General features: G+C 61.1%; 17 protein-coding genes, 3 tRNA genes and 2 pseudogenes. 3 read left to right on the forward strand and 19 right to left on the reverse strand.

Annotated features, from left to right (window positions below; all coding sequences use genetic code 11):
• Nucleotides 1-7: 7 nt before the first annotated feature.
• Together pfkB and ptsP are read right to left on the reverse strand one after the other, a co-directional pair.
• Complete coding sequence (pfkB, locus tag ACLK1G_RS11645; RefSeq protein WP_420765563.1) at nt 8-949, reverse strand: 1-phosphofructokinase; 942 nt, start codon at nt 947-949, stop codon at nt 8-10.
• Nucleotides 949-3,813: a phosphoenolpyruvate--protein phosphotransferase gene (gene ptsP / locus ACLK1G_RS11650; RefSeq protein WP_420765564.1), complete on the reverse strand. Its 2,865-nt coding sequence runs from the start codon at nt 3,811-3,813 to the stop codon at nt 949-951. Before ptsP ends, pfkB begins: the two co-directional genes overlap by 1 nt.
• Before the next feature lie 286 nt (nt 3,814-4,099).
• Here ptsP and cra point away from each other — a divergent pair, with 286 nt between their 5' ends.
• Nucleotides 4,100-5,095: a catabolite repressor/activator gene (gene cra / locus ACLK1G_RS11655; protein ID WP_420765565.1), complete on the forward strand. Its 996-nt coding sequence runs from the start codon at nt 4,100-4,102 to the stop codon at nt 5,093-5,095.
• A gap of 16 nt (nt 5,096-5,111) precedes the next feature.
• Entirely contained in the window at nt 5,112-5,888 is a 777-nt protein-coding gene (locus ACLK1G_RS11660) for a TatD family hydrolase (RefSeq protein ID WP_420765566.1), read from the forward strand.
• A 133-nt stretch (nt 5,889-6,021) separates the two neighbouring features.
• Here ACLK1G_RS11660 and ACLK1G_RS11665 read toward each other — a convergent pair.
• The 5 genes and pseudogenes from ACLK1G_RS11665 to ACLK1G_RS11685 form a co-directional block, all read right to left on the reverse strand.
• A pseudogene (locus ACLK1G_RS11665) lies at nt 6,022-6,594 on the reverse strand (methyl-accepting chemotaxis protein); the annotation flags it as partial.
• Between the two features lie 333 nt (nt 6,595-6,927).
• Nucleotides 6,928-8,019, reverse strand: a pseudogene (locus tag ACLK1G_RS11670) (methyl-accepting chemotaxis protein); the annotation flags it as partial.
• Nucleotides 8,020-8,337: 318 nt separating this feature from the next.
• Nucleotides 8,338-9,174, reverse strand: a complete 837-nt coding sequence (ampE, locus tag ACLK1G_RS11675; protein WP_420765567.1) for a regulatory signaling modulator protein AmpE — start codon at nt 9,172-9,174, stop codon at nt 8,338-8,340.
• Entirely contained in the window at nt 9,171-9,731 is a 561-nt protein-coding gene (ampD, locus tag ACLK1G_RS11680; protein ID WP_420765568.1) for a 1,6-anhydro-N-acetylmuramyl-L-alanine amidase AmpD, read from the reverse strand. Before ampD ends, ampE begins: the two co-directional genes overlap by 4 nt.
• Nucleotides 9,732-9,794: 63 nt before the next feature.
• The gene (locus ACLK1G_RS11685) at nt 9,795-12,005 is read right to left on the reverse strand and encodes a DUF1631 domain-containing protein (RefSeq protein WP_420765569.1); all 2,211 of its coding nucleotides are present in this window, start codon (nt 12,003-12,005) and stop codon (nt 9,795-9,797) included.
• Nucleotides 12,006-12,238: 233 nt separating this feature from the next.
• Here ACLK1G_RS11685 and nadC point away from each other — a divergent pair, with 233 nt between their 5' ends.
• Nucleotides 12,239-13,087 carry a carboxylating nicotinate-nucleotide diphosphorylase gene (nadC, locus tag ACLK1G_RS11690; protein ID WP_420765570.1) on the forward strand — a complete coding sequence of 283 codons (849 nt, stop codon included), beginning with the start codon at nt 12,239-12,241 and terminating at the stop codon, nt 13,085-13,087.
• A 38-nt stretch (nt 13,088-13,125) separates the two neighbouring features.
• On the opposite strand, the gene ACLK1G_RS11695 is transcribed toward nadC, so the two are convergent.
• The 12 genes from ACLK1G_RS11695 to secG form a co-directional block, all read right to left on the reverse strand.
• Nucleotides 13,126-13,431 (reverse strand): DUF6388 family protein, encoded by a 306-nt coding sequence (locus ACLK1G_RS11695; protein WP_420765571.1) that lies wholly within the window; start codon nt 13,429-13,431, stop codon nt 13,126-13,128.
• A 135-nt stretch (nt 13,432-13,566) separates the two neighbouring features.
• Nucleotides 13,567-13,639 (reverse strand) — tRNA-Thr (locus ACLK1G_RS11700).
• Between the two features lie 127 nt (nt 13,640-13,766).
• Complete coding sequence (gene pnp, locus ACLK1G_RS11705) at nt 13,767-15,872, reverse strand: polyribonucleotide nucleotidyltransferase (protein ID WP_420765572.1); 2,106 nt, start codon at nt 15,870-15,872, stop codon at nt 13,767-13,769.
• A 194-nt stretch (nt 15,873-16,066) separates the two neighbouring features.
• Nucleotides 16,067-16,336, reverse strand: a complete 270-nt coding sequence (gene rpsO / locus ACLK1G_RS11710) for a 30S ribosomal protein S15 (protein ID WP_011332409.1) — start codon at nt 16,334-16,336, stop codon at nt 16,067-16,069.
• Nucleotides 16,337-16,479: 143 nt separating this feature from the next.
• Nucleotides 16,480-17,397, reverse strand: a complete 918-nt coding sequence (gene truB / locus ACLK1G_RS11715; protein ID WP_420765573.1) for a tRNA pseudouridine(55) synthase TruB — start codon at nt 17,395-17,397, stop codon at nt 16,480-16,482.
• A 3-nt stretch (nt 17,398-17,400) separates the two neighbouring features.
• The gene (rbfA, locus tag ACLK1G_RS11720) at nt 17,401-17,802 is read right to left on the reverse strand and encodes a 30S ribosome-binding factor RbfA (protein ID WP_420765574.1); all 402 of its coding nucleotides are present in this window, start codon (nt 17,800-17,802) and stop codon (nt 17,401-17,403) included.
• Nucleotides 17,803-17,961: 159 nt separating this feature from the next.
• A complete protein-coding gene (gene infB / locus ACLK1G_RS11725; protein WP_420765575.1) occupies nt 17,962-20,481 on the reverse strand; it encodes a translation initiation factor IF-2 in 2,520 nt (839 codons plus the stop codon).
• A 27-nt stretch (nt 20,482-20,508) separates the two neighbouring features.
• Nucleotides 20,509-21,990: a transcription termination factor NusA gene (gene nusA / locus ACLK1G_RS11730; protein WP_420765576.1), complete on the reverse strand. Its 1,482-nt coding sequence runs from the start codon at nt 21,988-21,990 to the stop codon at nt 20,509-20,511.
• Between the two features lie 59 nt (nt 21,991-22,049).
• Nucleotides 22,050-22,508, reverse strand: coding sequence for a ribosome maturation factor RimP (gene rimP / locus ACLK1G_RS11735; protein WP_420765577.1), 459 nt, complete (start codon nt 22,506-22,508; stop codon nt 22,050-22,052).
• A 136-nt stretch (nt 22,509-22,644) separates the two neighbouring features.
• A tRNA-Met gene (locus ACLK1G_RS11740) sits at nt 22,645-22,721 on the reverse strand.
• Between the two features lie 97 nt (nt 22,722-22,818).
• Nucleotides 22,819-22,904 (reverse strand) — tRNA-Leu (locus tag ACLK1G_RS11745).
• Between the two features lie 21 nt (nt 22,905-22,925).
• The gene (gene secG / locus ACLK1G_RS11750; RefSeq protein ID WP_420765658.1) at nt 22,926-23,309 is read right to left on the reverse strand and encodes a preprotein translocase subunit SecG; all 384 of its coding nucleotides are present in this window, start codon (nt 23,307-23,309) and stop codon (nt 22,926-22,928) included.
• Nucleotides 23,310-23,311 lie beyond the last annotated feature (2 nt).

Consider the following 23,311-nt stretch of genomic DNA (forward strand, 5'->3'; position numbering starts at 1 on the left):
AACCCTCTTATTGTTCTGTCAGGGGGCGCACGCGCACGCCCTGTTCAAGCGACGCCAGCAACGCGGTGTCGTGGATGCCGAACCCGATCTGGGTGACCGCCATGGCGGCGATGGCCGTGGCGGTGCGCAGGGTCTGCTCCGGTGCGTGGGCAGCGAGCAATCCATGCAGCATGCCGGCCAGCAGCGAATCGCCGGCGCCCACGGTGCTGGCGACAGTGACCTTGGGCGGCGAGGCATGCAGGGCCGAACCAACGCTGAACCAATTCACACCGTCGGCGCCGTGGGAAATCACCACATGTTCCACGCCTTGGGCATGCAACCGCTGAGCCGCTTGTGCCTGGGCGACCTCGGTCACCACGTCGCAACCCAGCGCATCGGCCAGCTCCTCGGTATTGGGCTTGATCAGCCATGGCCCCGCCGCCAGGGCGACGCGCAACGCTTCGCCGCTGGTGTCGAGGGCGACATTCAGGCCGAGCTGTTTGAGCCGCATGATCAGCGCCTGCAACCATTGCGCACTGACGCCTCGGGGCATGCTGCCGGCAACCACTACGGCATCGTGGCCTGGGGCTATCTGCTCGAGACGTTCCAGCAACGCTTGTTGCGCGGCTTCATCGACCATCGGGCCAGGACCGTTGAGGTCAGTGATGCGTCCGTCCTGTTCGGCCAGCTTGATGTTGCTGCGGGTTTCGCCGGGGACGCGAATAAAAGCGTCGACGAAGCCACGCTGGATAAACAGCGTCTCGAACACTTGGGCGTTGTCTTCACCCAGGAAACCACAGACGGTCAGGGTGTGGCCGAGGTCCGCCAGCACCTGCGCCACGTTCACGCCCTTGCCGGCGGCGTGGGCGTGCATGGCGTCGCTGCGGTTGACCTGGCCCGGTTCCAGGCGCGCCAACTCCACCGTGAGGTCGAGCGCCGGGTTAAGGGTCAGGGTAAGAATCTTCGCCATTACAGCGCCTCCACTAATGCGCGCACGTCATCGGCGCTGCCCACGGCCAATGCCGCTTGGGCCAGGGTTTGTACTTGTGCCAGGCTCAATTCGCGGACTCGTGCCTTGACCTCCGCGATGCTGCGGGCCGAGACACTCAACTCGTCCACGCCCAGGCCCACCAACACCGGCACCGCCAGCGGATCGGCCGCCAGCTCGCCGCACACACCGACCCATTTGCCATGGGCATGGGCGGCGCGCACGGTGATGTCGATCAGTTGCAATACCGCCGGGTGCAAGCCATCGGCCTGGGCCGACAGGGTCGGGTGACCACGGTCGATCGCCAGGGTGTATTGCGTCAGGTCGTTGGTGCCGACGCTGAAGAAATCGACTTCCTTGGCGAGTACCGGCGCCAGCAGCGCGGCGGACGGCACTTCGATCATGATGCCCAATTGCAAATCCGCCACGGGGATCTCGCGACGCAGACGCTCGGTCATGTCCCGGGCCTGGCGCCACTCGTCGATGCTGCCGACCATGGGGAACATGATCCGCAGCGGACGGTTGTCCGCCGAGCGCAACAGGGCGCGCAGTTGCGCTTCCATGACGTGGGGGCGCTGCAAGGTCAGGCGGATGCCGCGCACGCCGAGGAAGGGGTTTTCTTCCTTCGCGATCGGCCAATAAGGCAACGGCTTGTCGCCGCCGACGTCGAGGGTGCGCACCACCAGCGGCCGACCGGCCAAACCATCGAGCACCTTGCGGTATTCGGCTTCCTGGGTCGCTTCGTCCGGGGCCTCGGTGTGGGCCATGAAGATAAGCTCGGTGCGCAACAGGCCGATGCCTTCGGCGCCCTGCTCCACCGCGCTGGTGACGCCGGCGCTTTCGCCGATGTTGGCGAATACTTCAACGGCATGACCGTCGCGGGTCAGCGCCGGTTGGTGGCGCTGTTCGGCGGCGACTTTCAGGCGCTGCTCACGGGTGTCGCGCTCTTCAGCGGCCCGTTGCAGGGTCGCAGCGTCCGGGTCAACATGCAGCCGACCACGCTGCCCATCCAGCAGCAAGGACGTGCCCGGCGCCAACAGCAACACCGCCGCGCCTGCGCCCACCAAGGCCGGAATGCCCAGGGCGCGGGCGACAATGGCACTGTGGGCGGTGGCGCCGCCGCGTGCGGTGAGGATCCCCGCCACGCGGGCCGGGTCCAGGCGCGCGACGTCGGAGGGGCCGACTTCGTCCATCACCAGGATGTAGGGTTGATCCGGTTCTGCCGGGGTCTCGATGCCGCACAACTGCGCCAGCACCCGACGGCCAACATCCCGCAGATCGGCGGCGCGCTCGGCAAGCAAGGCATCCTGCAGGGCTTCCTGTTCCTTCGCGGCGGCTTCGATCACGCCCATCCACGCTGCTTGCGCGCTCTCGCCCAGCTTCAGGCGGGTGTCGACTTCGTCGGTCAGTTCCGGGTCGTCGAGCATTTCCTGGTGGGTGATGAAAATCTCGCGGATGGCCTTGGCCTTGGCGCGCTCGATCAAGCCCTCGATGTCCCGACGTACCTGGCCTAGGGCGTTTTGTAGACGCTCGCGCTCGATCGCCGGAGACTCGCCACGCAGTGGATAATCGATGTCTTGCTGCACTTGGATATGCGCCGGACCGATGGCAATGCCCGGCGCGGCGGCGACGGCCTGGATCAGGCTGCCGGATTCCGGCGCGAGCAGCACGGTGGCAACTTCGGCAATGGTGGTTTCTCGCGGCGCGCTCGGTGGCGGCAGCGGTTCGACCTCTTCGCCGAGACCTTCTTCGACGGCTGCGAGCAGCGCCGGCAACGCGTCGGCGGCAATGCTGGGTTCGGCAATGAACTCCAGGACCTGACCGCGACGGGCGCCCAGACTCAGCAGTTTGCTCAGACTCTTCACCGATACGGCGCTGTCCTGGCCATCGACGATGCGCACGCGGATCTCGCCTTCGAAACTTTTCGCCAGCTGGGCAAGGATTTTCGCTGGGCGCGCGTGCAGGCCGTGGGCATTCGCCAGGCCGATGCGCGCGCTGGGCCAGTCGGCGGGCAGTTCGCCCCCCAGCACTTCCAGGACCTTGCGGCTGCTGGTAGCGCGGCCCAATTCGTGGCCGCGACCTTCGATCAGCAATGCGCAAAGCCTTTCCAGCAACGCCTGGTGGGCCTCGCCGAGGCTGGCCAGGCAGAACAACCCGCTCAGGGGTTGGCCCAGATAACGAATGGGTTTGTCGGGCGTGACGAAGGCCAGGCCCGGGCGCTTGACGGTCTGTTCGCTGTGCAGCCACCAGAGCCCATCGCCGAGAGGCAACGCTTCGACCTGCTGCAGCACGCCGGCGAAGCCGTTGCTCACGCAATCGGCCTGGCGTAACAAACGGGCGCCGCGCCACACCAGTTCTTCGAAATCGTCGGCCGACACGCCGAGGCCGATCATCTGCGCATCCAGCGCCAGTTCCTGCGGCGCGCCTTGCAGCAGTTTCAGCAAGGCTTCGGCGCTGCCGGCGCGACGCAATGCCTGGCCCAGATCGGTCTCGCCGAGGGCGCGGGTCAGCAGTTGCAGCAGGCGCAGGTGTTCGTCGGACTTGGCGGCGATGCCGATCGCCAGGTAAACGATCTGGCCATCGCCCCAGTCCACGCCTTCGGGAAATTGAAGCAAGCGCACGCCGGTGGAATACACCAGGTCGCGGGTCTGCGGAGTACCGTGGGGGATGGCAATACCTTGGCCGAGAAAGGTCGAGCCCTGGGCCTCGCGGGCCTGCAATCCGGCAAGATAACCCTCGGCTACCAGGCCATCGGCCACCAGTTTGTCAGCGAGCAGTTGCAGCGCGGCGTCTTTATCCACAGCCACCTGGGCCATGGATATCTGCTCTAGAGTGAGCTCGAGCATGCTTTCTCCTTTTTGGCGTCCGGTTGGCGCCAGGTATTGTTTTGAATGAATCAGCTTAGCGTTGCAAACGGCTTGCGGCGGTGTCGCGGCAGTGCGACCGAAAACCCTGAAGCCCTGAAAATACGCTTGCTGAAACGTTTAATCTAGAAAGATTGGCACGTTACTCGATAATCTCTCATCCTTGAAGTGCAACTTGTCGAAAGCGTCCGGGGGTGACCATCGATCCGAATCGGGTAGGATGAGCCTTCATTGTCGGGGCAAACTCGAAAAAACAAGGAAAACCGGGTTGAAACTCAGTGATATCGCCCAGCTCGCCGGTGTGTCCGTGACCACCGCCAGCTACGTCATCAACGGCAAGGCCGAACAGCAACGCATCAGCAACGCGACCGTCGAACGGGTCCGGGCGGTGGTCCAAGAGCATGGCTTCACGCCCAACCCACAGGCCGCCGGACTGCGCAGCCGGCATACCCGCACGTTGGGGTTCATCCTGCCCGACCTGGAGAACCCCAGTTACGCGCGTATCGCCAAGCTGCTGGAACAAGGTGCCCGCGCCCGAGGTTATCAGTTGCTGATCGCCAGCTCCGATGATGCGCCTGACAGCGAGCGCCAGTTGCTGCAACTGTTCCGCGCCCGACGCTGCGATGCGCTGATCGTTGCCAGTTGCCTGCCCGCCGAAGACGATAGCTACCGCCAATTGCAGGCCAAGGGCATCCCGATCATCGCCATCGACCGGGTGATGGAACCGGCGCAGTTCTGCTCGGTAATCAGCGACGACCGCCAGGCCAGCCTGCAACTGACACGAAGCCTGCTGGAAACGAATCCACGGCAGATCGCGCTGATCAGCGCCCGCCCCGAACTGAGCATCAGCCAGGAGCGGACCGCTGGTTTCCGCGAGGCGCTGGCTGGGTTCGAAGGCCAGGTGCTGATCGAGCACGGCGAGTCGTTCAGCCGTGAATGCGGTCGTCAGTTGATGGATGACATGCTCGCGCGCCTGGGCCATCTCCCCGACGCGCTGGTCACCACCTCTTATGTGCTGCTGCAAGGGGTGTTCGATGCCTTGCATGATTTTCCGCTCAAGGCGCGTCCCCTGCGCCTGGGCACCTTTGGCGACACGCAACTGTTGGATTTCCTGCCGCTGCCGGTCAATGCCATGTCCCAGCAGCATCAACTGATCGCCGACAAAGCCTTGGAACTGGCGCTGGCGGCCATCGAAAACGATGTCTATCAACCCGGTGTCCAGGCGATTGCGCGCACGTTCAAGCAGCGCATTCACCAGGGCTGAGGTTCAGGGTGCGGATATGCAGTTGATCGACACGCACACTCATCTGGACTTCCCGGATTTCGACGCGGATCGCCCGGCGCTGCTGGCCGAAAGCCGCGCCTTGGGTGTCCGGGAAATAGTGGTGCTGGGCGTATATCGGGACAACTGGCAGCGCGTCTGGGACCTGGTCCAAAGCGACCCGCACCTGCATGCCGCGCTGGGCCTGCACCCGGTGTTTCTCGACGAGCATCGCGGCGAAGACCTGGCGCAGTTGCGCGAATGGCTGGAGCGCCTGGCCGGGCATCGGCAGTTGTGCGCGGTGGGGGAAATCGGCCTGGACTATTACGTCCAGACCCTGGACCGCGATCGCCAGCAAACGCTGTTCGAGGCGCAGCTGGAACTGGCCCGGGATTTCGAACTGCCGGCGCTGATCCATGTACGTCGCAGCCACGCCGCCGTGATCGCGACGCTCAAACGCATGTGCCCGGCCCGTGCGGGCATCATCCATGCCTTTGCCGGCAGCTTCGAAGAGGCTCGCGAATACATCAGGCTCGGTTTCAAGCTCGGCCTCGGCGGCGCGGCCACATGGCCCCAGGCCCTGCGCATGCACCGGGTGCTGCCGAAACTGCCGCTGGATGCGGTGGTGCTGGAGACCGACTCACCGGACATGGCGCCGTCGATGTTTCCCGGGCAACGCAACAGTCCGGCGCATTTGCCGGCGATTTGCGAGGCGTTGGCGGGCATCATGGCGGTGACGCCTGAACGACTTGCCGAGGCCAGCACGGCAAACGCCCGGCAGCTATTCCAGTGGTGATCCTTGTGGGAGCGAGCTTGCTCGCGATAGCGGTGATCCAGGCAACCTTTCATTGGCTGACACTCCGCCATCGCGAGCAAGCTCGCTCCCACACAGGCTCGCTCCCACACTGGGCCTGTGGTGAGGCAGGAGATCACACCCGAAACGCATTGATCAGTTGCTTGAGCCGCACCACTTGGGAGGACAGTTCGCGGCTGGCGTCTTCGGTCTGGTGAGCCCCTTCGGCGGTGCGTTCGCCGGCGCGGTTGATCTCGACGATGTTCTGGTCGATGTCATGGGCGACGGCGGTCTGCTGCTCCACCGCAGCGGCGATCTGCTGGTTCTGGTCGACGATCATGCCAACGGCGCCGAGAATGTTTTCCAGCGCCTGCTGGACCTTCTCCGACTGGCCAACCGTGCCGCTGGCCATCTCATGGCTAGTGCCCATCGCCTTGACGGCGGCACCGACGCCGCCGTGCAGGCGGCTGATCATCGCTTCGATTTCTTCGGTTGACTGCTGGGTCCGCTTGGCCAGGGTTCGCACCTCGTCGGCCACCACCGCGAATCCGCGCCCTTGCTCGCCAGCACGGGCGGCTTCGATAGCGGCGTTGAGGGCCAGCAGGTTGGTTTGCTCGGCAATGCTCTTGATCACATCGAGGACGCGGCTGATGGCCTGGCTGTCGGTCGCCAGTTGATTGATCACCTGCACCGACTGGTCGATTTCGCTGGCGAGCCGGGCGATGCTGCCCTGCTGGGATTCCACCAAGCCTCGTCCACTGAGGGTTTCATCATTCACGCTATGGGCGCTGCTGACCGCCGCCGCAGCGCTGCGGGCGACTTCCTGGGCAGTGGCGGACATCTGGTTCATCGCCGTGGCGACCAGTTCGATCTGGCTGCGCTGGCCGGCCACGGCCTGGTTGCTCTGGGCCGATACCGTTTCCACCTGCCCGGCCTGGCGCTCGACCTCGGCGACGGTGTGGCCGACCTGTTCGATCAAGTCATGGATCTTCGCCACGGTGCCATTGAACACCTCGCCCAACTCGCCCAGCTCATCCTTGCTGCGGGCGACGAAACTGACCGTCATATCCCCCGCCGCGACTTTGTCCATCATCGCCCCCAGGTGCTTGAGCGTCGTGCGTGTCGAGGCGTAGAAACCGGCGTACAGATAGAAAATCAACAGGAACACCGCTGCGAGCGCCACCGCCTGTAGCACCATGTGGCTGCGGTTCTGCTCCAGGCGGTGCTGCAGTTGCACACCGAGAAAGCCCAACGTTGCCTCGTTCAACCGATAGGTCTGCTCCATCAGGCCGCTGACCTGATCGAAGAATGCCGGCCATGGCGCATCGAGGGTGTCCGCCATGACAACCTGGTTTTCAATCAGCTCGGCCGCTTGCTTGAGAGTGCTCTTGCTGCCACCGGCCTGATCGGCGAGTGCTTGTCCGACCGCCTTGCTCGAGCCCAGCGCGTCCTGCAGTTTCAGCTCATATTCGCCCTGGAGCTTCTCGATCTGCACCAGCAACTCATCGAACCGGGTACTCGACGCGGAATTGAGGAAACCCAACCCCAACGAAGAAGCGCCCAAGGCACGGCCCTCGCCCAAAATCTGAGTGACCCTGGGCGTCAGGCCGACGATCAGCTCGCTGAGCTGGCGGATGTCGGCCTGGTTGTCACGGCTCAGGCCGGCCTGACTGGCGATGATCTGGCCGAATATTTGTGCATTGTTGAGCAGATTGCCGATTAACGCGCTTTTGCTCTGCAGCGAGCTTTCGGCTTGCTGGGCCTTGAAAGCGGCGATCATTTCGTCGCGCTTGGTATCGAAGGCACTGACGTGCTCGGGCTCCATCGCCATGGCCGTCATGCCTTGCAACCGGGCGAGCACCTTGTGCTCGAGCGCGGCGATCTTCGCGTCCACGTCGCCGGCCTTGCCAGACTGGCCCAGGCTGGCATTGATCTGCACCAGGTCGTTCAGCGTCTCCAGGTCACGCCGCAGCGCCAGGCTGCTGCCCAGCAAATCCAGGCTTTGCAGCTCCACTTGCGTGCCCTGGAACTCGCGGTAGGAATCACGCACCAGAAAGAAATTGGTCACCAGCATCGGCAGCAGGAACAGGACACTGATCAGGCTGAACTTCATGCCGAAGCTAAGGCGATTCATCAGGGCGACGGCGGGCCAGAGCAAACTCTTCACAAGGGAAGTCTCCCGGTAGTTTTTATTGTTATGAGCTGCGCACGGAGACAGCACAAAGCCACTATTCGGACGCTGTTCCTGTATAGCCTAATTCGGCGGGGAGATTTGTAACTTAAGGTTAACGACGGCACACGATCCAGTGGCGAGGGAGCTCGCTCCCGCTGGCCTGTGCGGCAGGCCCCGTGGGGTTTGCGGTTTTTATCCTGTTTTACGACTGCTGCGCAGCCGAGCGGGAGCAAGCTCCCTCGCCACGACAGCTTAGCGTTACGAACTTGCTGGGTTCGATCAGGCCAACACCGTCCACAATGCGAACCCGGCATACCAGAGCAACGCAGCGCGCAGCAGCAATTCCCAAAGTCGATCCAGGCTGTTGATGCCGTCCGGCCCGGCGACCGGCGTGGGAATCTCGCCGGCCACCAAGCCGACTTTGTCGATGAGGTCGGCGGCGCTGATGTTCCAGTTCAACAGTTCATGCAGCATGACCCGACTGACCGCGACGAAGTTGCCCACCAGGGCGAAGCTCGCCGCCAGCAATCGCACCGGTACCCAGTCGAAGGCGTGGCGCAGTTGCGCTGCACGCTCGGCCACACCCGGGTTCTGGCTGTGCTCGGCGGCCAACGCCAACAATCGATAACTCAGGGCGGCCACGGGTCCCAGCAGGAAGTACCAGAAGATCACCGCGAAAAAACTCTGGTAAGCCTGCCATAGCAAATGCCCCTGGACCCGTTCGAGCAACTGCTCACCGTCATCGGCATCGATGTTCAGGTCACGCTTGGCCACGTGGGCGGCCGCTTGCAGGTCTTCACGTCGCCAGGCATCGCGAAACGGCCCGAGATCAGCCAACAGATCGCCGCGCCCCAGGCTGTAGATGACCACCAACAGGTGAATCGGCAGCGCCAGCAAACCATAGGCCACCGGCTCCAACACCCAGAGTAGCAACGCCAGCAGCGAAACCGGCAGCAGAACCATCATCACCAGCACCAGCCAGGGCCGGTTGCCCCAGCGCGGACTCGCCTCGAGTTTGTTCAGCTCGCCCAGCCAGCCGCCGTCACGCTGGACCCGCTGGCGCAAGGCCGAGAACTTCTCGATCCAGACCGCCAGCAGCAACACCAGAAAACTCATTGTCCTTCCCCTTCTGTCAGGGCCGCGCGGTAACGCGCCCAGTCGAATGCCGGCCCCGGATCGGTCTTGCGTCCCGGCGCGATGTCGCTGTGCCCGCAGATGCGCTGCAGCGTGATCGCCGAAAATGCTTTTTGCAGCTGCCGGGTCAAGTCCACCAAGGCGACATATTGCCCGTCGGTGAACGGCAGGTCATCGGTGCCTTCAAGCTCGATGCCTATGGAAAAATCGTTACACGTCTCCCGCCCTTCGAAACACGAAACACCAGCGTGCCAGGCACGATCAAGACAAGAGACAAACTGGGTCACGGTGCCGTCACGTTCGATCAGAAAATGCGCGGACACGCGCAGGTCCGCGATACCCGCAAAATAGGGATGTTCCGTGACATCCAGGCGATTCTGGAAAAATTCCTGCACTTTGCCCGTGGCGAACTGTGCCGGTGGCAAGCTGATGTTGTGGATGACCAGCAGGGAGATCTCGCCCTCGGGGCGCGCATTGAAGTTGGGCGAAGGGCAATGACGCACGCCATCGCACCAACCGCTCGCGGAGTCCAGCTGCATACAGGTTCCTTCGATGAGACGGTGAAGGCCGTCAGTATGCCGCGATCGGCCCCGGCTGCGCGATCACTTGCCGCGATTGAGCTGGCGCAGGTTGCCCAGCACGGATTCCAGCGCCCTGTCGAACAACAGGGTATCGTCCAGCAACCGCGCCGCCCCACGGCGGAACTCCAAGGCCAGGCTGGTGCGGCTGTGCTCAAGGACCTTGAGGCCGGTACGGTTGACGAAGACATACTTGCCAGTGGCCTGGATAATCGCCGCGAGTTTGCAACGAAGGTTGTTGTCTTCGTCTTCCTGGAATTCGACCCAACTTCCCAGGCGCAGTTGATCGACCTGGAGCAGGCCCACGTCATCGGCAGGCAAGCGTACGGTCGGTTCGTCCGTCGCGGTTACCGGCGCAGCCCGCAGGACGATGGGCTCCACCACCTCGACCAGCACCGGCGAATCCGCCGGCTGTGCCTGCTCCGTTGCCTGGCCCAGCCGTTGGAGAGCCTGGACATGGAGCACTTCCAGTTCGCTGAAGAATTCGCTGGTGGCGAACGGATCGAACGCCGAACGGCTCAAGCCGTCGCGCAGGGCCTTGAGCAGCTCCGGCACCATCGCCAGCAAGCGCAGACCGGCGTCGGGTTCTTCGTGATGCTGGACGCTCCACACCAACTGCTCGAGGGTCAGCACGTCGGCCTGCCATTCAGCTGATTGCTCGCCATGTTTGAAACCGGTCAGCAACAACACCTGGCTCCAGGCTTGCTGGACGAAATCCACCACGGCCTGGGGCAAGACCTTGCCCAGCATGATGTGGTTCAGCGCCCCTTCGACCCGCTGTCGGGCCAGTTCGGCCTTGGCCCGCCCTTCTTCAGCGTCGCGAATGCGTTGCTCCAGCAGTTCGCTGCGACGACGTTCATCGCTGGTGAACGCCAGGAAGTCCGCCAGCACTTCGGAAAATATCGCCGGGTCGTCGACAAAGTCGTTCAACAAACGCTGCACGACTTGCTCGATGCGCAGGTAAAGACTGTCGCGCTGATGATCGTCGCAATCGCCCCAGCCCATCGCGGCGGCAGCAATTTCGTTGAGCAGCCGGCGGGCCGGATGATTGCCTCGGCTGAAGAAACTCTTGTCCTGTACCGCGACCTTGAGCATCGGAATCTGCAGTCGACCGATCAGCGCCTTGAGGGAGTCCGGCAGGTTCTGGTCGTCGAGAATGAACTCGAACATCATCGCGATCAGGTTGATCACGTCTTCGTCGGCGCCGTCGACGACCCGGGACTTGCCACTCTTGACGCTGACACGCGTCAGCAACTGTTCGAGCTGGCTGCGCAGGTCGAACTCGTCCTGCACCGTGGGCGAGGGAACGTACTGCTGCAAATGAGACAACAATCGCAGCAGGTCCCGTTTCGAAATCGGCTGGGCTGGGGCGCTGGCTTCCAAGGTTGGCGCGACGCTGCCGCGTACCTGCACCAGCAATTTCTGCAACGCGGCGAAGACCTCCTGGACGCTGTCGTCGACGTCATCGGCCCTTGGCCTGGCGGCGCCATCGACGTTGGGTTGGGCGACTTCCTCGACACGATCCGATGCCCGTCGCGACGGTGAGATCTTGAGGTCCGGCAAGACGCCCGTCGCGGCGAGCAATTGATTGGCCTGTGCATAGAACTGGTCGCATTCGCTGAGCACATAACGCTCGAACAGCTTGAGCAGGATCAGCTTGACCTTGATCCCCACGCCCAGGTTGCGTCCAGCCTGAAGGAAATGCCCGCACAATAAACCTGGGCTTAACGGGTTCAACTGGTTCGTCAATGGCCGGTCCAGCAACACACTGAGCCGCGCGGTGAGTTGGTCGAGCGACACGCCGTCGCGGCTGATCACTCGGGCGACCATGGTTTCCACCGCCAGGCGGCGCTCCAGCTCGTCATGGTTTGGCTGGGCCGGTATGGCGCCCACCACGGGTGCCAGGGTCGCCTGGGTAAGGTCGTACTGGGCGAGACTGACAAAAGCCTCGAAAAACTGTTCGATGAATTCACGCTCGATGCTTTTGCGTTTCAAACGCAAGTCGCGCATGGCTTCGAAGTAGAGGTTCTGCTCGAGATCATTGCGCGCCCGGTCGGCCATTTCGAACAACGTGTCATCGGCGTTATCGAACAAGCCCTGCAGACCCACGCGCAACTGCTGCGCGGCCTTGTCGCGAACCTGGAGCAGAATGACCGGCAGCCGGGCGAGCGGCGAACGATTCGCCTGGTCGGTAGGCACTTTATGCAAAGGCACTACATTCCCGTCGTTATGCATCCTGGACTCCTGAAACGGCATTCTTCGGCTCGCTACGTCAAACTCATGACGTCAAACGAAAGGCGGATTATCCGGTAAAAAGAGCCCGCCACACCAGAGGACTCTGTGAACAGGCTCAAAGAGATCGCAATAAATGACCGGCATTTCGGGTAAATGTTGCGTGGACGCGACCAAATGCAAGCCAACAGGTGCCAAGCGGATATAATCCGGCCACTTTGTTCGTGGAGCCTGTTATGCCGAATCTACATCTCGCCGACCTGACCGCCGAAATCGAAGCCAATGTGCGCCGCGCGCTGTTGGAAGACATCGGCAGCGGCGACATCACCGCGCAGCTGATCCCCGCCGAACGCCTGGCCAAGGCCACCATCATCACCCGTGAAGCAGCGATCATCAGCGGCACGGCCTGGGTGGATGCGGTGTTCCGGCAGTTGGACCCACGTGTCGCGGTGCATTGGCAAGTGCATGACGGCGACCGCGTGAGCCCTGACCAAGCCCTGTTCCACCTCGAAGGCCCGGCCCGCTCACTGCTGACGGGCGAACGCAGCGCGCTGAATTTCCTGCAGTTGCTATCGGGCGTTGCCACCCGGGCTCGCTACCTGGCCGACTTCGTCGCCGATACCCAGGTCAAGCTGCTGGACACTCGCAAAACGTTGCCTGGGCTACGTCTGGCCCAGAAGTACGCCGTGACCTGCGGTGGCTGTCACAACCACCGCATCGGCCTGTACGACGCGTTCCTGATCAAGGAAAACCACATTGCCGCTTGCGGCGGGATTGCCCAGGCCATCAGCGCCGCCCAGCAGATCGCACCGGGTAAACCGGTGGAAGTCGAAGTCGAAAGCCTGGCGGAATTGAAAGAAGCGCTGGCGGCAGGTGCCGACATCATCATGCTCGACGAACTGAGCCTGGACGACATGCGCGAAGCGGTGCGTCTGAACGGCGGCAAGGCCAAGCTGGAAGCCAGCGGCGGCATCAACGAGAGCACGTTGCGCCCGATTGCCGAGACCGGAGTGGATTACATCTCTATCGGTGCGATGACCAAGGATGTGAAGGCCGTGGATTTGTCGATGCGCTTGAGCCTCTGACAACAAAAAACGCCAGCCTCAAAAGGCTGGCGTTTTCTTCAGACCACCAGATTGTTCATCTCGCAATATTCATCCCATTCCACACCCAACACCTCGGCAGCCTCCTTGTGCAAGGCAAGGCGCTGCGCCTCGAACTCTTCAGGCGTGCTGGTGTATTTGAGCGTCAACTCCCAAGGCTGCAGCCCCTGGGCTTCGGCCTCGTCTTCGAACGCCCATTGGATCTGGTCTTTCTGATCATCGGCGGGTAGGTCCTTGATCTCATCCCGCAGCTGCGGCGTTTCGTTCAAGTACTTTTCGAGGGCTTCTTGGTGTCTGGCTTCTTGACTCAGTTCTTTGACGGTCATGGCGTTCTCGCTGATCTGGGAATGGAAGATGGATCTGGATCATCAAGGATCTCTCTGACGCAGGAAGCCGTTGGAAGCCCGGTTTACCTGGCCTTCAGAACCATTCGGGGGATCATCTGAAAACAAGTGTGACTTTGCCCGAGACAGGAATCGAACCTGCGACCTTCGCGTTACGAGTGCGCTGCTCTACCGACTGAGCTACACGGGCGTGGGGCTAAACCTAGCATTGAGCCAGAGGCCAGGCAACCCGCGGCAAAAATGATTTTTGCGCGCACAGCAAAACGCCCCGAACCAGTCGGGGCGTTTGCTTGTTCAGCGGCTAAGCGAGGGAGTGATTAAACGCCCGATGCCTTGGCTGCCGCGACGTCCTTGATGGACAGCTTGATACGGCCGCGGTTGTCCACGTCCAGTACCAGCACTTCCACTTCCTGGCCTTCTTTCAGGATGTCGGTCACTTTCTCGACACGAGCATCGCTCAGCATGGAGATGTGAACCAGGCCGTCCTTGCCCGGCAGGATGTTGACGAACGCGCCGAAGTCGACGATGCGCTCAACCTTGCCGACGTAGATCTTGCCGATCTCGGCTTCGGCGGTGATGCCCAGGACGCGCTGGCGTGCTGCTTCCGCCGCTTCCTTGGTTTCGCCGAAGATCTTGATCGAACCATCGTCTTCGATGTCGATCGAGGCCTTGGTTTCTTCACAGATCGCACGGATGGTCGCGCCGCCTTTACCGATGACATCACGGATTTTGTCGGTGTCGATTTTCATCGCGATCATGGTCGGAGCGTTTTCCGACAGCTCGGTGCGGGACTGACCGATGATCTGGTTCATCTGGCCGAGGATGTTCAGGCGCGCTTCCAGGGCTTGGCCCAGGGCGATTTCCATGATCTCTTCGGTGATGCCTTTGATCTTGATGTCCATCTGCAGTGCGGTGACGCCTTTGGCGGTACCGGCCACTTTGAAGTCCATGTCGCCCAGGTGGTCTTCGTCACCCAGGATGTCGGTCAGGACAGCGAACTTCTCGCCTTCTTTAACCAGACCCATGGCGATGCCGGCAACCGGAGCCTTCATCGGCACACCAGCGTCCATCAGGGCCAGGGAAGCGCCGCAGACCGAAGCCATCGAGCTCGAGCCGTTGGATTCGGTGATTTCCGATACCACGCGGATGGTGTACGGGAACACGTCAGCGGCTGGCAGCATGGCCTGGACCGAACGACGGGCCAGACGGCCGTGGCCGATTTCGCGACGACCAGCGCCACCCATGCGACCACACTCGCCCACCGAGAACGGAGGGAAGTTGTAGTGCAGCATGAACGGGTCTTTCTTTTCGCCTTCCAGGGTGTCCAGCAGTTGCGCGTCACGGGCGGTGCCCAGTGTTGCAACGACCAGTGCCTGGGTCTCGCCACGGGTGAACAGTGCCGAACCGTGGGTCTTCGGCAGAACGCCGACTTCGATGTTCAGCGGACGTACGGTGCGGGTGTCGCGACCATCGATACGCGGCTTGCCGTTGACGATGTTTTCGCGAACGGTGCGGTATTCGATTTCACCGAACGCAGCCTTCACGTCGCTGGCCGATGGCTGGCCTTCTTCGCCGGAGAACTTGGCGACGACCTGGTCACGCAGCTCGCCCAGACGCGCATAACGATCGGCCTTGATGGTGATGGTGTAGGCCTGGGAAATCGCGTCGCCGAACTCGGCACGGATCGCGCCCAGCAGCTCGGTGGCTTCTGGCTGTGGCGCCCAGGTCCAGGTTGGCTTGGCGGCTTCGGCGGCCAGTTCCTTGACGGCGTTGATCACCACTTGGAACTCGTCGTGGGCGAACAGTACGGCGCCCAGCATCTGGTCTTCGGTCAGCTCTTTGGCTTCGGATTCAACCATCAGCACGGCTTCGGAGGTACCGGCCACGACCATGTCCAGGCTCGAAGCTTTCAGTTGCTCGTAGGTCGGGTTCAGCAGGTAGCCGGTGCTTTCGTGGAACGCAACGCGGGCAGCGCCGATCGGACCATCGAAAGGAATGCCGGAGATCGCCAGGGCAGCCGAGGTACCGATCATCGCAGCGATGTCCGGATCGGTCTTCTTGCTGGTGGAAACGACGGTGCAGACGACCTGCACTTCGTTCATGAAGCCTTCTGGGAAAAGCGGACGGATCGGACGGTCGATCAGTCGGGAAGTCAGGGTTTCTTTCTCGGAAGGACGGCCTTCGCGCTTGAAGAAACCGCCAGGGATCTTACCGGCTGCGTAAGTCTTTTCCTGGTAGTGGACAGACAGAGGGAAGAAGCCCTTGCCTGGATCGGCTTGCTTGGCGCCGACAACGGTCACCAATACGCTGACGTCGTCGTCAACGGTGACCAGCACTGCGCCGGAGGCCTGACGGGCGATACGGCCGGTCTCGAGGGTAACGGTCGACTGACCGAACTGGAATTTTTTGATTACCGGGTTCACGGTGTCCTACCTTCTTTGTGGCTCTTGGGGGAACTTGTCTTCTTGCGAAATTCTTGGGCAATGACGGGAATCGGCCCGGCGACTGTCCAGGGTAAAACGTGCATCCAGATAAAACTTGAGGCTGGGAGCCTGCCATGCGCCAACGGGAAACCCCTGACGTACGACAGACCACCAACCTCTAGCGCAATCGCTTATTAGCGACGCAGACCCAGGCGAGCGATCAGAGCGCTGTAACGGCTCACGTCCTTGCCTTTCAGGTAGTCCAGCAGTTTACGGCGCTGGTTTACCATGCGGATCAGACCACGACGGGAGTGGTGATCTTTACCGTTGGCCTTGAAGTGACCTTGCAGTTTGTTGATGTTGGCGGTCAGCAGTGCAACTTGCACTTCTGGCGAACCAGTGTCACCAACAGCTTGCTGGTAGTCAGCTACGATTTGAGCTTTTTCTTGAACGTCGAGAGCCATGAGGCAATCCTTTTAGTCAGGAAACTGTTTCAATGAAACAGCTTCAACAGGCCAGGGACAAATCCCTGTATCTATAAATGAGTAGTGACCGTGCCTGTTAACAGCCACACTCGCCAGCCTGTTGTTACGCAGGCTGGTTCCGGTCATTCCGACCGAATCAATCGACGTGGCGCAATGCGCCCGTCTTCGCTCACTTCACCGATACCGATGAAGCGACCATTGTGATCCTGTACCCGAACCATGCCGAACTTCGGCGCATCCGGGGCACGTACCGGCTGGCCGTTGAGCCAGTAGAACGCACTGTGTTCAGAGAACTGCAGCAGCGGCCAGTCGAGCAAACCGCTGTCCGACGGCATCAGGAAACGGTCGACCGCTTCATTCCCGCCTTCGGCATGCACGGCTTCGAGCTCTTCCAACGTGACCGTCTGGGCTAACGTGAAAGGCCCGGCCTGGGTCCGTCGCAATTCTGCCACGTACGCGCCACAGCCGAGTTGCTCGCCGATATCCTCCACCAGGGTACGGATATAGGTGCCTTTGCTGCAATCCACGGCTAGCCGTGCAGTATTACCGTCAAAGGCCAGCAATTCCAAGCGCGCAATAGTAACAGAACGCGGTTCACGCTCCACTACTTCACCTGCACGGGCCAGTTTGTACAACGGCTGTCCATCGCGCTTGAGGGCAGAGTACATCGGCGGTATCTGACTGATTTGCCCGCGAAATTTCGGCAAGACCGCCTCGATATCCGTCTGACCAACGGTCACCGGGCGTTCCAGCAAAACCTCACCTTCGGCGTCCGCCGTGGTGGTGGTCTTGCCCAACTGCGCCAGGGTTTCATAACCCTTGTCGGAATCGAGCAGGTACTGGGAGAACTTGGTCGCCTCGCCGAAACACAGGGGCAGCACGCCAGTAGCCAGCGGATCGAGACTACCGGTGTGGCCAGCCTTCTCGGCGTTGAGCAACCAGCGAACCTTCTGCAGGGCTGCGTTGGAGGTGAATCCCAACGGTTTGTCGAGCAGGATGATACCGCTGACATTACGACGGATACGTTTGACCTGAGCCACCGGTTACTCCTTGGAGTCTTCGGGTTCAGCCGCAGCCGGGTGCTGGCTGTCTTCAGCCACGGCGCGCTCGATCAGCGCTGACAGATGCGCGCCTCGCACGACGCTTTCGTCGTAGTGGAAGTGCAACTGCGGAACGCTGCGCAGCTTCATCTCCCGGGCCAACTGCATGCGCAGGAAGCCGGCGGCCGAGTTGAGCACCTTGATGCTCTGGGCGATTTCTTCGGCGCTGTCCTGGCCCATCACGGTGATGAAAATCTTGGCATGACCGACGTCACGGCTGACTTCCACTGCGGTAATGGTGACCAGGCCGACGCGCGGGTCCTTGACTTCGCGACGGATCAGTTGGGCCAGCTCGCGCTGCATCTGATCGCCGATTCGTTGGGTACGGCTGTATTCTTTTGCCATGTCTTGTTACCTGTTACTGCCCCACGGTGAAACCCGCGAGGTCTGAAAGCGGCAAACGCCCGGCCTGGCAAAAGCCAGACCGGGCGTTGCGTTTAGAGTCCGCCTGCACGGCAGCGCATGTTCATGCGGCTGCCCGATGCGGCTCTTGAAGTGCGCGAGTCAGAGGCTGCGAGCAACCTGGACCTTCTCGAAGACTTCGATCTTGTCGCCAACCTTGACGTCGTTGTAGCTCTTGACGCCAATACCGCACTCCATGCCGGCACGCACTTCGGAAGCGTCATCCTTGAAGCGGCGCAGGGATTCCAGCTCGCCTTCGAAGATAACGATGTCTTCACGCAATACACGGATCGGACGGTTACGGTGAACGACACCTTCGATCACCATGCAACCGGCGATCGCACCGAACTTCGGCGAACGGAACACATCGCGAACTTCGGCCACGCCCAGGATGTTTTCCCGCACGTCGCTGCCCAACATACCGGTCAACGCTTTCTTGACGTCTTCGATGATGTCGTAGATCACGTTGTAGTAACGCATGTCCAGGCCTTCCTGCTCGACGATCTTGCGAGCACCGGCATCGGCACGCACGTTGAAGCCAAACAGTACAGCGTTGGAGGCGAGTGCCAGGTTGGCGTCGGATTCGGTGATACCACCGACACCGCCACCGACCACGCGCACTTGCACTTCGTCGTTACCCAGGCCGTTCAGAGCGCCCTGCAAAGCTTCCAGCGAGCCACGGACGTCGGATTTGAGGACGATGTTGAGCGTCTTCTTCTCTTCCTGGCCCATGTTCTCGAAGATGTTCTCCAGCTTGCCGGCGTGAGCACGGGCCAGCTTGACTTCGCGGAACTTGCCTTGACGGAACAGCGCGACTTCACGGGCTTTCTTCTCGTCAGCCACAACGCTCATTTCGTCGCCAGCGTCCGGAGTACCGTCCAGGCCGAGGATCTCGACCGGGATAGCCGGACCGGCTTCCTTGATTGGCTTGCCGTTCTCGTCGAGCATGGCGCGCACGCGGCCATAGTTCGAACCGACCAGCACCATGTCGCCTTGGCGCAGGGTACCGTCCTGGACGAGCACGGTCGCCACCGGGCCGCGGCCCTTGTCGAGGCGCGATTCAACCACCACGCCACGGCCTGGAGCCGAAGGCGTAGCGGTCAATTCCAGAACCTCGGCCTGCAACAGGACGGCTTCGAGCAGTTCGTCGACGCCAGTACCCATCTTCGCGGAAACCGGGACGAATGGAGTGTCGCCACCCCACTCTTCAGAGGTCACGCCGTGAACCGACAGTTCGCTGCGGATGCGATCGAGATCAGCGCCCGGCTTGTCGATCTTGTTCACTGCAACCACCAGCGGCACGCCAGCTGCCTGGGCATGCTGAACAGCTTCGATGGTTTGCGGCATGACGCCGTCGTCCGCCGCGACCACCAGGATCACGATGTCGGTGGCCTTGGCACCACGGGCACGCATCGCGGTAAACGCGGCGTGACCCGGGGTGTCGAGGAACGTCACCATGCCGCGGTCGGTTTCAACGTGGTAGGCGCCGATGTGCTGGGTAATACCGCCAGCCTCGCCCGCCGCAACCTTGGCGCGACGAATGTAGTCGAGCAGCGACGTCTTACCATGGTCAACGTGACCCATGACGGTCACGACCGGCGCACGGGCGACCGCTTCGCCTTCGAACTTCAGCGACTCGGCCAGGGAATCTTCCAGGGCGGTGTCGCTGACCAGGGTCACTTTGTGGCCCAGTTCTTCGGCGACCAGCTGGGCAGTTTCCTGATCCAGTACCTGGTTGATGGTGGCCGGGGTACCCAGCTTGAACATGAACTTGATGATTTCAGCAGCCTTGACCGACATCTGCTGGGCCAGGTCGCCCACAGTGATGGTCTCGCCGATCTTCACTTCGCGCACGACAGGGCCGGTAGGGCTCTGGAAACCGTGGGCGTTGCGTTTCTTCAGCTTGGCCTTGCCGCGACCGCCGCGACGGAAGCCATCGCTTTCTTCGTCGGTAGTACGAGGCGCAACGCGTGGAGCCGGCGCCTTTTCCTTGACCGAAGCACGATGAGGAGCATTCTTGCGCTCGCCATCGTTACCGCCACGACGGTTGTCGTCGGCACGTGGCTTGTCGGGACGACGCTGCTCATCGCGCTTGCGAGTGTCGGCCGGAGCCGGCGCTGGTGCCGCGACCGGTGCGGCTTCACGCACAGGCTCGGCTACCGGGGCCGCAGCCTCGACAGCTTCGGCTGGAGCGGGTTGCGCAGCAGCAGGCTGGCGACGCGCTTCTTCTTCAGCGCGACGCTTGGCTTCTTCTTCAGCCTTCTGGCGAGCAGCATTTTCCACTGCACGACGTTCTTCCAGTTCGCGTTTGCGCTCGGCTTCGATTTCTTCCGGGCTGCGCTGTACGAAGACTTTCTTCTTGCGTACTTCAACGCTGATGCTTTTGCTACCGGCAACACGCAGGGTGCTGGTGGTTTTACGCTGCAGTGTGATCTTGCGCGGTTCTTCCACTTTCGCCTTGTGACTGCTCTTCAAGTGAGTCAGCAGGGACTGCTTCTCACTGTCGGTCACATGTTCCTCGGCGGCGGTGTGCGGCAGACCTGCCTCACGCATCTGCTGCAACAGGCGCTCTACCGGTGTTTTGACCTCATCGGCCAGTTGTTTCACCGTGACTTGCGTCATGCACTTCTCTCCTCAGGCCGCGCCTAATTACTCGAACCAGTGGGCTCGGGCGGCCATGATCAACTTGCCGGCACGATCATCGTCAATGCCGTCGATGTCGAGCAGGTCGTCAATAGACTGCTCGGCCAGGTCTTCGCGGGTAATTACGCCGCGCACCGCCAGTTCCATCGCCAAATCCTTGTCCATGCCCTCAAGCGAGAGCAGGTCTTCGGCCGGATGGGCGTCTGCCAGCTTTTCCTCAGTAGCGATGGCTTTGGTCAACAAACGATCCTTGGCCCGAGCGCGAAGCTCGTTGACGATTTCCTCGTCAAAGCCGTCGATGTTGAGCATTTCTTCCACCGGTACGTAGGCAATCTCTTCCAGGCTGGTAAAGCCCTCATCCACCAGCACCTGCGCCAGCTCTTCATCGACTTCAAGCTCTTCGATGAAGTTGCGCAGGATGTCGCCGGTTTCAGCTTGCTGCTTAGCCTGGATGTCCGATTCGGTCATCACGTTCAGGGTCCAGCCAGTCAATTGGCTGGCCAGACGCACGTTCTGACCACCGCGACCGATGGCCTGAGCGAGATTGTCTGCGCCAACGGCGATGTCCATGGCGTGGGCATCTTCGTCGACGATAATTGCCGCCACTTCAGCAGGCGACATGGCATTGATCACGAACTGAGCCGGGTTGTCGTCCCAGAGGACGATGTCCACACGCTCGCCGCCCAACTCGCCGGATACGGCCTGGACACGCGAACCACGCATGCCGATGCAGGCACCTTGCGGGTCGATGCGCTTGTCCTTGGAGCGGACCGCGATCTTGGCGCGCGAACCCGGATCACGGGACGCGGCCATGACTTCGATCAGACCTTCAGCAATTTCCGGCACTTCGATGCGGAACAGCTCGATCAGCATTTCCGGCGCGGTACGCGACAGGATCAGCTGCGGGCCCCGGTTCTCGGTGCGGATTTCCTTGAGCAGCGCGCGCAAACGCACGCCGACCCGGAAGGTTTCGCGAGAAATGATGTCTTCACGGGCCAGCAACGCTTCGGCGTTGTTGCCCAGGTCGACGATCACGTTGTCGCGTGTCACTTTTTTCACGGTGCCGGAGATGATTTCTCCCAGGCGCTCGCGATAAGCGTCAACAACTTGTGCGCGCTCGGCTTCGCGAACTTTCTGCACAATGACCTGCTTGGCAGTTTGTGCAGCGATGCGACCGAACTCGATGGATTCGATTTTTTCTTCGACGACATCGCCGACCTTGGCGCCCGGGTGCGTTTCCGCGACCTTGCTCGGCCAGGTTTCGATAGCCGGATCGTCCAGGTCCTCTTCCTCGACTACCGTCCAGCGACGGAAAGTCTCGTAGGCACCGGTGTGGCGATTGATTTCCACACGCAGATCAACTTCGTCTTCGAACCGCTTCTTGGTAGCAGTGGCCAGGGCCAGCTCCAGCGCTTCAAAAATAACGTTAGCCGGTACGCCCTTTTCATTGGATACCGACTCAACAACCAGCAGTACTTCTTTGCTCATCGTACGCCTCGCCTTTCGCAAGCCATTGGATCCGCGGGATCCGCAGTATCTGGCACGTATCAGTCAAAACTGGGAATAATGTTGGCCTTGTCGATCATATCGATCGGCAACAGGAATTCGTGTTCGTCTACTTGAACCACGACGTCCTGCTCTTCTACACCGCGTAGAAGGCCTTGGAAGTTGCGTCGACCTTCGAAAGGCGAGCGCAGCCTGATTTTCACTTGTTCACCGGCAAACAAAGCGAACTGCTCAAGGGTGAACAGAGGGCGCTCCATGCCAGGCGAGGAAACTTCAAGGGTGTATTCGGATGTGATTGGATCTTCAACATCCAGCACACCGCTGATCTGACGGCTGACAATGGCGCAATCGTCCACCAGCACACCGCCTTCTTTATCAATATAAACGCGCAACATTGAGTGGCGACCTTGAGCCGAAAACTCAATACCCCAGCATTCATAGCCTAGGGCCACGACCACCGGGGCCAACAAGGCCTGCAACTCTTCTAGCTTGCTCGACACCTGAACCCCCTCGTGCATGTAGTGCATGCTGTGCAAAATAAAAAATGGGCGAAACGCCCATCCTTGAAACGCCGTTGAACAGCGGCGTTGTAAAGTGTCCAGCTAACAAAAAGCCCCTTGGAAGGGGCCCTGAAACTGGTTGCGGGAGCCGGATTTGAACCGACGACCTTCGGGTTATGAGCCCGACGAGCTACCAGGCTGCTCCATCCCGCGACAAAGCTGGGGCGGAAGTATACGACCGATCCCTTATAGGGTCAATGTAACCCTTCCACCTACAAGAAAGCCCGCAATAGCGGGCTCTCCTGATAATTGGTACCGAGAAGGGGACTCGAACCCCTACACCCTATGGGCACAACCACCTCAAGGTTGCGTGTCTACCAATTCCACCACCTCGGCAATACAGCGTTTGAAACTTTCTTACTTCTGCTCTTGAGCTGGAGGCACGTCAGTCGCCGAGTTGGCCGACTTTTGCTCTTGAAGCACCGGGACATCATCAGAAACCGGTTGTTGTTTTGGCGCTTCCAACACCGCTGGGTTTGGCAAACCTACCTGAGTCAGCTCATGAGCCTTCTCTTTAGCAAAGTAACCTAACCCTAAGCTGGTTATGAAGAAACCGGCGGCGAGTATAGCAGTAAACTTACTAAGAAAGGTAGAGGAACCTTGGCTTCCGAATACAGTATTTGAAGCACCTGCACCAAAAGACGCACCAGCATCCGCACCTTTACCCTGCTGCAGCAATACGAGAGCGACAACACCCAGCGCGCCCAGCAGATGAAAAACGACTACGACTGTTTCCAGCATTT

The organism is Pseudomonas algeriensis (genome assembly GCF_048847255.1).
In the GTDB taxonomy this organism is placed as follows: Bacteria; Pseudomonadota; Gammaproteobacteria; order Pseudomonadales; family Pseudomonadaceae; genus Aquipseudomonas.